Consider the following 12,952-nt stretch of genomic DNA (forward strand, 5'->3'; position numbering starts at 1 on the left):
CCGATGCGCGCGGATTTCCTGAACACGACCGAGACGCCGGTGCCGGCCGGGCACCGCATCGAGATCGACATCGCCTCGCCCGACCGGTTCCAGAACCGCGAGCTGTCCTGGCTCGCTTTCAACTGGCGCGTGCTGGAGGAGGCCGACAACCCGCATCAGCCGCTGCTCGAGCGCATCCGCTTCCTGTCGATTTCGGGAAACAACCTCGACGAGTTCTACACCGTGCGAGTCGCGGGCCTGCGCGCGCAGAAGCGGGCGGGGGTCGAGGCGCGCTCGCTCGACGGCCGCACGCCCGCCCAGCAGCTCGAGCTGATCGACGCCGACGCGGTCCGCCTTCTCGAGGCGCAGCAGCGGACATGGGCGACGCTGCGGCCCCTGCTGGCCGAGCACGGCATCCATGTGCTGCGCCGCCCCGACCTGACGCCCGAGGACCGCGAGCGGCTGTCGGAATACTTCCTCGCTCAGGTGTTTCCGGTGCTGAGCCCGCTCGCCATCGACCCGGCGCACCCGTTCCCCTTCATCCCCAATGGCGGGCTCGCCGTGGCGCTGCAGCTGGTGCGCCGTCGCGACCGCGAGCCGCTCTACGCGCTGATCCCGGTGCCGCCGCAGCTCAAGCGCTATATCCGTCTCGCCGACGGCCCCGCGGGCGAGATCCGCTTCCTCGCGCTCGAGAAGCTGATCGCGCTGTTCCAGGACGAGCTGTTCCCCGGCTACGACGCCGAGGGCTGGTGCATCTTCCGCGTCCTTCGCGACAGCGACCTCGAGATCGAGGAGGAGGCCGAGGACCTGATGCGCGAGTTCGAGACCGCGCTCAAGCGGCGCCGCCGCGGCGACGTGATCCGGCTGAAGATCTCGTCCGAGGCGCCTGACGATCTGCGCCGCCTGATCGTGGACGAGCTGGGCGTCTCGCCCGATGAGGCGATCACCGTCGATGGCGTCGTCGGCATCGCCGATCTTGCCGAGCTGGCGGTGGACGACCGCCCCGACCTGCGCTGGACGCCCTACCAGCCCCGGCTGCCCGAACGGGTGCGCGACCATGACGGCGACATCTTCGCCGCCATCCGCCAGAAGGACATGCTGCTGCATCACCCCTACGAGAGCTTCGAGATCGTGGTGCAGTTCCTGCAACAGGCCGCGCGCGATCCCAACGTTCTGGCGATCAAGCAGACGCTCTACCGCACCTCGAAGGAGAGCCCGATCGTCCAGGCGCTGTGCGAGGCGGCCGAGGACGGCAAGTCCGTGACCGCCCTCGTCGAGTTGAAGGCCCGCTTCGACGAGGCCGCGAACATCCGGCAGGCGAGGGCGCTGGAACGGGCGGGGGCGCAGGTCGTGTTCGGCTTCGTCGATCTCAAGACCCACGCCAAGATCTCGACCGTGGTGCGGCGCGAGGGGGGTGAGTTGGTCACCTACACCCATTTCGGGACCGGCAACTACCACCCGATCACCGCAAAGATCTACACGGACCTCTCGCTCTTCACCTGCTCGCCCCTGCATGGGCGCGACGCCGCCAAGATCTTCAACTTCACCACCGGCTATGCCGAGCCGCAGGGCCTCGAGAAGGTGCAGGTGGCGCCGCTGACGCTCAAGCGCACCCTGCTGGACTGCATCGCGGCCGAGGCCGAGCACGCCCGCGCCGGGCGTCCCGGACATGTCTGGGCCAAGATGAACAGCCTGATCGAGGACGAGGTGATCGACGCGCTCTATGCCGCGGCCCAGGCGGGCGTGAAGATCGACCTCGTGATCCGCGGCATCTGCGGGCTGAGGCCCGGCATTCCGGGCCTGTCCGAGAACATCCGCGTCAAGTCGATCGTCGGCCGCTTCCTCGAGCATGGCCGCATCGCCTGCTTCGGCAACGGGCAGGGCCTGCCCTCGGCCCGGGCGCGGGTGTTCATCTCATCGGCCGACTGGATGGGCCGCAACCTCAACCGCCGGGTCGAGACGCTGGTCGAGATCGACAACCCCACGGTGCACGCCCAGATCCTCGACCAGATCATGGCCGCGAACCTGCGCGACGAGGCGCAGAGCTGGGTGCTGATGCCCGACGGGCGCTACCTGCGCGCGATGGCCGCGCCGGGCGAGGAACTTTTCAGTTGCCACGAGTTCTTCATGAAGTATCCCTCGCTTTCGGGTCGGGGCCGCAGCGGTGCCGAGGACGCGCCGCGCCTGACCCGGGAATGCAGTCCCGCCGCCTGACGCGAGAGGTCCCGTGACCAGGGAGATGCCACGCCCGCCCAGCCTCGGCGACGCGCGCGCGCTGGGCGCGGCCGACATGCAGCGCGACTTCTTCGGCGTCGGCGCGCGCTCGTTCGCGCGGCCCGACCGGCTGGCCGACGGGCGCATCGGGGTGATCGACGCGGGCTCGAACAGCGTGCGCCTCGTGGTGTTCGAGGGCGGCCAGCGCAGCCCCGCGGTGATCCACAACGAGAAGGTGATGTGCGCGCTGGGCGCACGGCTCAACGACACGGGTCGCCTCGACCCCGCGGGCGTCGGGCGCGCGCTCGCGGCGCTCAGGCGTTTCGCGGCGCTCGCCGACCATCTCGAGGTGGCCGCGCTGCAGGGCGTCGCCACCGCCGCGATCCGCGACGCCGAGGACGGCCCCGAGTTTCGCGCGGCCGTCGAGCGCGAGACCGGCATCCGCCTCACGGTGGCAAGCGGCGGCGACGAGGCGCGCCTTTCGGCCCAAGGGGTGCTGTTCGGCAATCCCGGCGCGGCGGGGATCGTCGTCGATCTCGGCGGCGCCTCGATGGAGCTTTGCGGCGTGGCCGAGGGCAGGGTGGGGCCCGGCGTGACCACGCCGCTCGGCCCGCTGCGCCTTGCCGCCATCGCCGCGCGCGGCGGCGATGTCGGGGCCGAGGTCCGGCGCACGCTCGACGCGCTCGATCCCTCGCTTCGGGCGCATGGCCACCGCATGTATCTGGTCGGCGGCTCGTGGCGCGCGCTTGCCCGCCTGCAGATGGACCGCGCGGACTACCCGCTCAAGGTGCTGCACGAATACACCATCGGCCCGGACGACGCGGCGGGGCTGGCCGACTGGGCTGCCGCCGCCTCGCCCGAGGCGATCGCGGCGTTCGCCGGCGTCTCGCAGTCACGCGCGCCGGTGCTGCCCTTCGCGGGCGAGGTGCTGCGCGGGCTGCTGGCGGCGCTGGCCCCGCGCGAGGTCGTGGTCTCGGCCTTCGGGCTGCGCGAGGGCGTGTGCTTCGAGAACATGCCGCCGTTGTTGCGCCGGCAGGACCCCCTGATCGCCGGCTGCATCGACCAGGAACAGCGCCGTGCCCGGGCCCCTGGCTTCGGCGCGGAGCTTGGCGACTGGGTTCTGCGGGCCCTTCACCCTGCCGACGCGGCCGAGGAGCGGCTGATCCGTGCGGCCGGACATCTTGCGGATGTGAACTGGCGGACCCATCCCGACTACCGCGTCCAGGGCTGCTGGGAGACGGTGACCCGCGTCTCGGTCAGCGACATCGGCCACCGCGCCCGCGTGATCCTTGGCGCGGCCCTGAGCTACCGCCACAAGCGAGGCCGCAAGACCCTCGCCGGCGTCGATGCCATGCGCCTGATCTCCGAGGCCGAACGCGACCGCGCCGAGCAGATCGGCCTCGCGCTGCGGCTGGGGATCGAGATCGCCGCCGGCACCCCCGGCGTGCTGGGCGACGTCGAGGTGACGCGCGACGAGGCGGGGCTCTCGCTGACCTTGGGCGGGGCGAGCGCCGAGCTGCGGGGCGAGGAAATCGAGCGCCGCCTCGCGCAATTTGCCAAGGCACTGGGGGTCGAGGGGCGGATCGTCTCCGCCTGAGCGGGCGCCATTCGCGGCCGTGCCGAACCCCCGCAAATGGATACGGCCCGCCATGTGGCAGGCCGCTTCTCCCCTAGACCCGGACCGGACTCGTTGGCCGTTTGTTTTGTTTGTTTGGCACCTATAACGCGCCTGCGACCTCCTGTCACCCCCGGATCTCCCGCCATGCGGGAAAGCTGCCCGCCGAGTGCCGCGGCTTGCCAGCCGGGACCTTTGCCCCTACACCTCGGCCCGACCGGCCGCGGCGGCCGCGACAGCCCCGATGAGAGTTCCGCATGCGCCTGACTCGCTATTTCCTGCCCGTCCTGAAGGAAACCCCGGCCGAGGCGCAGATCGTCTCGCACCGCCTGATGCTGCGCGCCGGCATGATCCGCCAGTCCTCGGCCGGGATCTATTCGTGGCTGCCGATGGGCTATGCCGTGCTGCGCCGGATCGAGGAGATCGTGCATCAGGAGCAGCAACGCGCGGGCGCCATCCCGGTGCTGATGCCGACCATCCAGCCCGCCGACCTGTGGCGCCAGTCGGGCCGCTACGACGCCTATGGCCCCGAGATGCTGCGCATCAAGGACCGCCACGAGCGCGACATGCTGTATGGCCCGACGAACGAGGAGATGATCACCGAGATCTTCAAGGCCTATTGCGGCTCGTACCGCGACGTGCCGAAGATGCTCTACCACATCCAGTGGAAGTTCCGGGACGAGATCCGCCCCCGCTTCGGCGTGATGCGCGGGCGCGAGTTCCTGATGAAGGACGGCTACAGCTTCGACGTCGACCACGCGGCTGCGATCCATTCCTACAACCAGATGATGGCGGCCTACCTGCGCACCTTCGAGCGGATGGGCCTCAAGGCCGTGCCGATGAAGGCCGAGTCGGGCCCGATCGGCGGCGACCACGCGCACGAGTTCCTGATCCTGGCCGAAACGGGCGAGTCGGGCGTGTTCCTCGACCGCACGGTGGTGGACCTGAGCCTCGGAGGCACCGCCATCGACTTCGACGACCGCGCGCAGCTCCAGGACATCTTCGACCGCTGGACCGCGCCCTATGCCCGCACCGACGATACCCATGACGAGGCGCTGTTCCACTCGATGGTGCCCGAGGACCGCCGGGTCGAGGCCCGCGGCATCGAGGTCGGCCACATCTTCTACTTCGGCACCAAGTATTCCGAGCCCCTGCAGGCGCTGGTGACCACGCCCGAGGGCGAGAAGGTCCCGGTCCATGGCGGAAGCTATGGCATCGGCGTGAGCCGCCTCGTCGGTGCGCTGATCGAGGCGAACCACGACGACAAGGGCATCATCTGGCCCGAGAGCGTGACCCCCTTCGCCGTGGGCCTCGTGAACCTCAAGCAGGGCGATGCGGCGGTCGATGCCGCCTGCGAGGACCTCTACGCAAAGCTCGCGGCCGCAGGGCTCACGGTGCTCTACGACGACACCGACGAGCGGGCAGGGGCCAAGTTCGCCACCATGGAACTGATCGGCCTGCCGTGGCGTCTTACGGTGGGGCCGCGCGGCCTGAAATCGGGCGTGGTCGAACTGGCCTGCCGGCGCACCGGCGCATCCGAGGAACTGTCGCCCGACGCCGCGGTGGCGAAATTGCGGGCGATCTATACGGGGCTCTGAGCGCATGGCGGCGGGCGACTATGGCGGGGCCTTCTCGCGCCTCGAATGGATGGTCGCGGGCCGCTACCTGCGCGCCCGGCGGTCCGAGGGCGCGATCTCGGTGATCGCGGGCTTCAGCCTGGTCGGCATCATGCTGGGCGTGGCGACCCTCATCATCGTCATGTCGGTGATGAACGGCTTCCGCACCGAGCTGGTCGACCGCATCCTGGGCGCACAGCCGCACATCTCGGTGCTCTCGTCCGATCCGGGCGGGATCGCGGACTACGACGCGATGGTCGCGCGGCTGCGCGCCAACTCCGAGGTCACGCGCGCGGCCCCGATCCTCGAGCGCCAGGTGATGGCCTCGTCCGATGCCGGCAACTCCGGCGCGCTCATCCGCGGCATGCGGGCCGAGGACCTCGCCACCCTCGAGTCGGTGGCCGACCCCGAGGAGGCGCGCGGCAAGCTCTCCGACTATGGCGAGGGGGGCGTCGCGGTGGGGGCGGGGCTTGCGCAACGGCTGCGGCTCGGTGTGGGCGACACGATCACGCTGATCAGCCCGCGCGGGCTCACCACCCCCTTCGGGGTGGCGCCCCGCGTCAAGGGCTACCGCATCGCCTACATCTTCCGCATCGGCATGTCGGAATACGACCGCGCCTTCGTCTTCATGCCGCTCGCCGAGGCGCAGGCCTTCTTCAAGATGGACGGCCGCGTCGATGCCGTCGAGGTGATGGTCGCACGCCCCGACGAGGTCGAGCGCATCGGCGTGGCGCTCGCCCCGGACATCGGCACGGCCGGCTATCTGTGGAACTGGAAGCGGGCCAATTCGGGCTTCCTGTCGGCATTGGATGTCGAGCGCAACGTGATGTTCCTGATCCTCGCGCTCATCATCCTGGTGGCCGCGCTCAACATCATCTCGGGCCTCATCATGCTGGTGAAGGACAAGGGGCGCGACATCGGCATCCTGCGCACCATCGGCCTGCCGCGCGGCGCGGTGCTGCGGATCTTCTTCATCTGCGGCGCCTCGATCGGCGTCGTCGGCACGGTGCTGGGGGTGGCGCTGGGGATCGCGTTCACCCGCAACATCGCCGAGATCCAGTCGGCGGTCGAGGCGCTCCTCGGCACCTCGGTCTGGGACCCCGAGATCCGCATGCTGACGCGCGTGCCGGCGGTGATGGTGCCCTCGGACGTGGTGATGACGACGGTGCTGGCGCTTGGGCTGTCGTTCCTCGCCACCTGGTATCCGGCGTGGCGCGCGGCCCGGCTCGATCCGGTCGAGGCCCTGCGCTATGAGTGACGCGACGCTGCGCCTCGACGGCATCACCCGCACCTTCCGGCAGGGGCCGCGGGTAATCGAGGTGCTGCGCGGTGCCGAGCTTGTCGTGGCGCGAGGCGAGATCGTGGCCCTCGTTGCCCCCTCGGGCGCGGGCAAGTCCACGCTCCTGCAGATCGCGGGGCTGCTGGACACGCCCACCGGCGGCACGGTGTCGATCGCGGGCGAGCCCGTCTCGGCGCTCGACGACCGCGGCCGCACCGCGGCGCGGCGGCGGCTGATCGGCTTCGTCTACCAGTTCCACCACCTGCTGCCCGAGTTCTCGGCGGAGGAGAACGTCTCGATCCCGCAGCTTGCCGCGGGCGCCTCGCGCAAGGCCGCGCGGGCGCGCTCCGAGGCGCTGCTCGCCCGCGTGGGCCTCGCCGAGCGCATGAGCCACCGCCCGGCGGAGCTGTCGGGCGGCGAGCAGCAGCGCGTCGCCATCTGCCGCGCGCTCGCCAACCAGCCTGCGCTTTTGCTGGCCGACGAGCCCACCGGCAACCTCGACCCCGAGACCTCGGGCCGCGTGTTCGACATGCTGATGGAGGTGGTGCGCGAGACCGGCCTAGCGGCGCTCATCGCCACCCACAACCACGAGCTTGCCTCGCGCATGGACCGGGTGGTGCGGCTGGAGGGCGGGGAGATCGTCGGGGGGGCGGGGTAAATGGCTGAGAAGACTGCTGCCATCGTCATCTATGATGGTGAGTGTCCTTTCTGCTCCCGTTATGTTCGACTGATGCGAGTGCGCGAGGCGGTTGGAACGCTCCACCTCGTCAATGCGCGCGACGGTGGCCCCGAGGTCAATGCGGCACGCGCCCGGGGCCTCAATCTCGACGAAGGAATGGTGCTGATCCTTGGTGGCCAATTTTATCACGGCGCAGATTGTTTAAACCGATTGGCGCTACTCAGCTCGCGCTCTGGAATATTCAATCGGATTACTTACATCGCCTTCCGGTCGCCTATGGCATCGAAGATCCTGTACCCGGTGTTACGTGCTGGCCGCAACGCGACGCTTCGGTTGCTCGGGCGTCCTCCGCTCACGTTTTGACGGGCGCCGCGTGCCAGCCGAGCCCTCGACGCAGGACGATTCCCAAAATGGGAAGCGATGCGACCATCTCTTTCGAATGGACGCGCCCCGGGTGATACGGAGACATCATGAAGAGCAGAGCATTGAAGACAATGTGAAGCGGAAAGGCGATCTCTATAAAAACGATCGTTCCGAAGTGAAAAATGATCAACCCGATGCCCCACGCGCGGTGCAATGCAGGCCGGAAGAATATTACGATGGCGACGAGTTCAGCATAGTAGATCCAAAAAAACATTGGCCAACCGATAAGTGGATTCTCTATAATAAAATCCGCAAAAATTGGCGTATTTTTAGTTTCCATCAATCTCCAAGCCAAGGTATCGGCCATTGCATGAGGCGAGAATCCACCCTTCTCCCCAGCGAGAAGCATCTGCAAGGCGTCGATAACCTTGTATGCTCCGGACATCGTATAGAAAAGCAGAATAAGAAGCATTGCAGCTGAAACACATGTCAATAATTGAATTATTGCGACGCGAGAGCTGATTATTTTTTGGTTCCGCGCATTGGGTAAAAATATAAAGCAGACAGAAATCCAGAAGAGCTCATGATAGCCATGGTTCATGGCGCCCCAGGAATTGCTGATCGCAGTGTATTGAAGAATGAGTATCGAGGAAGCGAGCCGGACCCAGAAGCAATGCCACATGATCACTGCGGCCATCCCGGTGGCGATCATGGCCGGTATGAGGATTTTTGCCGCCACCTCGAGGCCCACCAGGTCAACCCAGAGTACTGGCCATAGTGGCTGAAATCCTTCGGGCGCTGCGGCCATCCGCTGCAGGGACGAGACGAAATCGACGAATTGCAGCAAGACGATGACATAGAAGCATTGAACGATGATAAGAGCTTTCCGCGCGTAGTCTCGATGGGCGTGCCAGCGTGGCCGGGGCTTCTCCAAAGAGAGCGCATTTCCAAGTGCCTTGAATAGCGGCATCTTTAGCATCATTGGCGAGGCTCCACGAGATGTGTGGATACTTCGACCCGGTCGAAGACCTGTCCCGTCTTGAATCGCACGAGTGGATCGAACTTGACGATTACCATTCGGTAATGGACTGGCTGATCCAGTCTGAGGTAGTGCTCTTCGAGATTCCGCCTGCGCACCTCCCCGCGCTCAGGGTCACGCCCCCGGGCCGCTAAAACTGCGCGCCCTGCCTTGATCAAGCTGACGTCCCGCCTCTGTGCCGTCGCGAAGTATTCGGGAAGGTCGAAAATGTTTGCCGGTGGTTCGAACACTTCATCGCCGATGCGAAGAATCTCGAATTCGAGGCGAATCATCGGGTTTCGAACGTGTGTGAAAAGTGACCAGTTAAAAAATGGAAACAACTCGAGCCCTTTAGAGCCAAAAAGAGTGGAAATAACCAAGTAAACGCTGAATATTATAGCGAGGGCGGCCTTAGAGAATGAATATTTCTTTATGCTTGTTGCGGGCATTTTGAGCCTTCAAATATATGTCTTTCTAGCCAAGGGTAAAAATGATTCGTCTACAAAATGTGGCGCCCGCCTGTGGGCGCCCTTTTGCCTTACCCCGTCTTGCTCCCCGTCATCGCGCACAACAGCTCGAACATGATCGTGGCACCATTCAGCGCCGTGACGCCGCCCACGTCGTAGGGCGGCGAGACCTCGACCATGTCGGCGCCCCGGATGTCGAGCCCCGCCAGCGCCCGCACCATTCCCTGCGCCTCGCGCATTGTGATGCCGCCGGCTTCGGGCGTCCCGGTCCCCGGCGCGAAGGCGGGGTCGAGGCTGTCGATGTCGAAGCTCACATAGGCGGGTGCGTCGCCCACGATGCTCACGGCTTCCTCGATGCAGGCGCGCCAGCCGCGTTCCTCGACCTCCTCGATCTTCATCACCCGCATGCCGCTGGCGTAGGAGAAGGCCCACATCTCGGGCGCGAACAACGTGCCGCGGATGCCGATCTGCACGGTGCGCCGCGGGTCGATCAGCCCCTCGTCCACCGCGATCTTGAAGGGCGCGCCGTGGTGGAAGCGCGAGCCGAGGTAGTCGTCCCCGGTGTCGCAATGCGCGTCGACCTGCACCAGCGCGAGCGGGCGGTCCCTGCCGATCGCCCGCAGGATGGGCAGGGTGATGGAGTGGTCGCCGCCGCAGGTCAGCGGCCGGATGCCGGCGGCATGGACGCGCGCGTAGGACGCCTCGATCTCGGCATGGGCGGAGGCGAGATCGAAGGGCCGCCGGACCCATGCGTCGCCGATATCGGCGACCCGCGCCGCGGCGAAGGGCGCGGCCCCGGTCGCCTGGTTCACCCGCCGGATCAGCGAGGACTGGTTGCGCACCTCGCGCGGCCCATGCCGCGGGCCGGGGCGGTTGGTGACGCCGCCGTCATACGGCACCCCGATCAGGCCGATCTCGGGCGGATTCGCCTCGAAATCCTCGACGTAGGGCAGCCGGAAGAAGCTCGCGAGCCCGGTGAAGCGCGGCCGTTGCTGGGGATCGCCATAATCCAGGAATTCCGCCATGTCTCACTCCGCAGGACGTGCCGCGCCGGGCCGCGAGGGCGACGGCGGCGCCCCGGCGGCCATCGCGCCCACCTTCCGGTCATAGCCGGGATGCAGCGTGCCCATGACGCGGTCCCAGATCGAGAAGAAATTGCCGTAGTTGCAGTTGAACAGCTCGTGATGCTGGTCGTGGAAGGTGGTGCAGACCAGCGGCCAGGGCCGGCGCGCGGTGGGGCTGGCGAAATACTCGAACCCCGCGTGACCGATCTGCCCGTTGGCGTGATCGTAGAGGCGGTGCACAATCAGCACCGAGGGCGGGATCGGCAACACCAGCGGCGCGATCAGCAGGTAGCCCTGATGCACCACCGCGTCGAGCGGGTCGTCCGAGTATGTGGACCAGACCGTCGGCGCCAGCGAGCGGTGATGCACCCGGTGGAAACGGTAGAGCGGGCGCCAGTGCATCATCCGGTGCGCCCAGTAGAACCAGGCGTCGAACAGCAGCACCGACAGCGCGAACATCCCCAGCCACGCAGCCCAGCCCTCGGCCGGCTTCCACAGGGTGATCCCGTGGCGCTGCAGCGCCAGCCCCGCGCCCATCATCGCGCAGATGGGGACCAGCGCCTTAAGGCTTTTGACGATCTCGGCTCGCGCGCGATCCTCGCCGCGCCGCCCGCTCTGGATGCGCCGCTCGGGGTGGCGGGCGTTCCACCATGCCAGCACGCCCCCCAGCCCGAAATAGGCCGCGACATGCCCCGCATAGAGCACCGCCGTGATCCACAGGAAATCGAGCGCCAGACCTGCCATGTCCGCCCGTCCGCTTGCCGCCACCCGAAGGGGTAGGGCAAGGGGCGGGCGGGGTCAATGCGGCCCCGCCCGGCGGTTCACTTGATGGCGGCGGCGATCTTCTTCAGCACCGGCGCGATCTGGCTCATCCGGTCACCGATCTCGTCGTCGCTCGTCGGCATGAAGTCGTTGGTCGTGAACTTGCGCCACGCCTTCCACTCGTTGACGATGTCGAGCTCCTTCGCCAGCGGCGGCAGCGCGGTGCCCACGCCGCGGATGTCCTCGCTCCAGAACTTCTTGAACTCGGTCGTGGTCTTGATCGACCGCAGACCCTTGGCCACCTCGGTCACATAGTGCTTCAGCCGCTTGGCGTTCTCGGCGATGAACTTGGCGTGCTTGTCGAAATCGTCCACCGCTTGGTTGTAGTCGGCCTGGAAGCTGGGAAGCACCGTGTTCTTGTTGATCGAGACCATGAAGAAATCTGCCGCCTTCTCGACCTCGCGGGCGTATTTGGCGGAATCCTTCGGGATCAGCTTGTTCTTCTCCCATTTCTCGGCGGTCTTCTTGGCGGCGTCGCGCAGGGCGATGATCTTCTTGCGGACGTCGCCCTCGACATTCGCGTTATAATAGGCGACCACCTGCTTCAGCGTCGCGTCGATGTCCTCGCGCTTGAGCTTGTCGGCGTGGGGCAGGCGCTCGGCCAGGTTCATCTGCGTGCGGTTCTTGAGCACGTCCGAATAGGCCTTGTCAGCGGCCTTCATGGCGTCGCCGACACCGGTCTTGCCGGCGATCTTGGCGATCGCGCCCTTCTTCTTCTGCCAGGCGGCGTCGGTCAGGATGGCGGGGTAGGCGGGCCACTTGTGGGGCATCGAATCCTCGCTGAAATCAATCTGTAACCAGGGCGGCCGAATTCCCCCTCAGCCGCCGCACGCAGTAGGCCCGCAAGGTCGCGCAGGTTTCAATCGAAAAACGTCCGCCGCGCGGCGAACGCGCGGCGGTCAGAATGCATGGCGGCGAGGCAGGGAGGCCCGCCGCGCCACCGGGCGCCTACTTCACCGCCTCGGCGATCTTCTTCAGGACCGGCGCGATCTCCTTCATCTTCGCGGGGATCTCGCTGGCGTCCTTGGGCTTGAAGCCATCGGTCGTGAACTTGCGCCACTGCTTGTACTCGGTCTCCAGCCCCAGCGGCTTGGCGACCAGCGGCAGAACCGTGCCGATGCCGCGAATGTCGTTGCCCCAGAAGGGACGCTCGAAATCGTCCGTGGTCTTGACCGTCTTCATCCCCTTCGCCACGGCGAGGATATAGGGTTTGAGCTTGCCGGCCGCGTCCTCGACCACCTTGCGGGCCTTGGCATTGGCCTCGAGCGCAGCCTTGTGCTCGGCCTGGAAGCTGGGCAGCACCGTGTTCTTGTTGAGCGAGACCATGAAGAAATCGGCCGCCTTCTCGACGTCGCGGGCGTATTTGGCGGAATCCTTCGGGATCAGCTTGTTCTTCTCCCATTTCTCGGCGGTCTTCTTGGCGGCGTCGCGAAGGGCGATGACCTTCTTGCGCACGTCGCCTTCGACATTCGCGTTGTAGTAGGCGACGACGCTCTTAAGCGCCGCGTCGATGCCTTCCTTGGTGATCTGGGTGGCGTTCGGCAGGTAGGTGTAGATCTCCATCTGCCGCTGGTTCTTGAGCACGTCCGCATAGGCCTTGTCGGCGGCCTTCATGGCGTCGCCGACGCCGGTCTTGCCGGCGACTTTGGCAATCGCTCCCTTCTTCTTCTGCCAGGTGGCGTCGGTCAGGATGGCAGGATAGGCGGGCCATTTGTGCGGCATCTTGTCCTCATGAAAAATCGCGGCCGCGCGGGCCGCGGAGTCCCCCTTCCCGGTCGATCGGGTGACGCAAAGTAAATGCAACCAACGCGCGAATCGCAAACGGATTCAGGCAAT

At 66.6% G+C, this 12,952-nt stretch carries 12 protein-coding genes; 6 read left to right on the plus strand and 6 right to left on the minus strand.

What is annotated here, in order from left to right; translation table 11 throughout:
- Window positions 1-3: 3 nt before the first annotated feature.
- The 6 genes from M1105_RS16455 (at window position 4) to M1105_RS16480 (ending at window position 7,745) form a co-directional block, all read left to right on the plus strand.
- Window positions 4-2,193, plus strand: a complete 2,190-nt coding sequence (locus M1105_RS16455; RefSeq protein ID WP_249581471.1) for an RNA degradosome polyphosphate kinase — start codon at window positions 4-6, stop codon at window positions 2,191-2,193.
- A 13-nt stretch (window positions 2,194-2,206) separates the two neighbouring features.
- Window positions 2,207-3,790, plus strand: coding sequence for a Ppx/GppA phosphatase family protein (locus tag M1105_RS16460; protein ID WP_249581472.1), 1,584 nt, complete (start codon window positions 2,207-2,209; stop codon window positions 3,788-3,790).
- Between the two features lie 275 nt (window positions 3,791-4,065).
- Entirely contained in the window at window positions 4,066-5,406 is a 1,341-nt protein-coding gene (gene proS / locus M1105_RS16465) for a proline--tRNA ligase (protein WP_249581473.1), read from the plus strand.
- Between the two features lie 4 nt (window positions 5,407-5,410).
- On the plus strand, window positions 5,411-6,682 hold the full coding sequence (locus M1105_RS16470; protein WP_249581474.1) for a lipoprotein-releasing ABC transporter permease subunit: 1,272 nt from the start codon (window positions 5,411-5,413) through the stop codon (window positions 6,680-6,682).
- The gene (locus tag M1105_RS16475) at window positions 6,675-7,361 is read left to right on the plus strand and encodes an ABC transporter ATP-binding protein (protein WP_249581475.1); all 687 of its coding nucleotides are present in this window, start codon (window positions 6,675-6,677) and stop codon (window positions 7,359-7,361) included. The genes M1105_RS16470 and M1105_RS16475 overlap by 8 nt, the downstream gene beginning before the upstream one ends.
- Window positions 7,362-7,745 carry a DCC1-like thiol-disulfide oxidoreductase family protein gene (locus tag M1105_RS16480; RefSeq protein ID WP_249581476.1) on the plus strand — a complete coding sequence of 128 codons (384 nt, stop codon included), beginning with the start codon at window positions 7,362-7,364 and terminating at the stop codon, window positions 7,743-7,745.
- On the opposite strand, the gene M1105_RS16485 is transcribed toward M1105_RS16480, so the two are convergent.
- The 6 genes from M1105_RS16485 to M1105_RS16510 all read right to left on the minus strand — a co-directional run bounded on the left by M1105_RS16485 (window position 7,735) and on the right by M1105_RS16510 (window position 12,838).
- Complete coding sequence (locus tag M1105_RS16485; RefSeq protein ID WP_249581477.1) at window positions 7,735-8,715, minus strand: hypothetical protein; 981 nt, start codon at window positions 8,713-8,715, stop codon at window positions 7,735-7,737. The genes M1105_RS16480 and M1105_RS16485 overlap by 11 nt on opposite strands.
- 8 nt (window positions 8,716-8,723) lie before the next feature.
- The gene (locus M1105_RS16490) at window positions 8,724-9,056 is read right to left on the minus strand and encodes a hypothetical protein (RefSeq protein WP_249581478.1); all 333 of its coding nucleotides are present in this window, start codon (window positions 9,054-9,056) and stop codon (window positions 8,724-8,726) included.
- Between the two features lie 245 nt (window positions 9,057-9,301).
- Window positions 9,302-10,255, minus strand: coding sequence for an agmatinase (gene speB, locus M1105_RS16495; protein ID WP_249581479.1), 954 nt, complete (start codon window positions 10,253-10,255; stop codon window positions 9,302-9,304).
- Window positions 10,256-10,258: 3 nt separating this feature from the next.
- On the minus strand, window positions 10,259-11,038 hold the full coding sequence (locus tag M1105_RS16500) for a sterol desaturase family protein (protein ID WP_249581480.1): 780 nt from the start codon (window positions 11,036-11,038) through the stop codon (window positions 10,259-10,261).
- A gap of 77 nt (window positions 11,039-11,115) precedes the next feature.
- Complete coding sequence (locus tag M1105_RS16505) at window positions 11,116-11,886, minus strand: hypothetical protein (protein ID WP_249581481.1); 771 nt, start codon at window positions 11,884-11,886, stop codon at window positions 11,116-11,118.
- Window positions 11,887-12,064: 178 nt separating this feature from the next.
- Window positions 12,065-12,838: a hypothetical protein gene (locus tag M1105_RS16510; RefSeq protein ID WP_249581482.1), complete on the minus strand. Its 774-nt coding sequence runs from the start codon at window positions 12,836-12,838 to the stop codon at window positions 12,065-12,067.
- Window positions 12,839-12,952: the final 114 nt, after the last annotated feature.

The organism is Thermohalobaculum sediminis (genome assembly GCF_023487995.1).
In the GTDB taxonomy this organism is placed as follows: Bacteria; Pseudomonadota; Alphaproteobacteria; order Rhodobacterales; family Rhodobacteraceae; genus Thermohalobaculum; species Thermohalobaculum sediminis.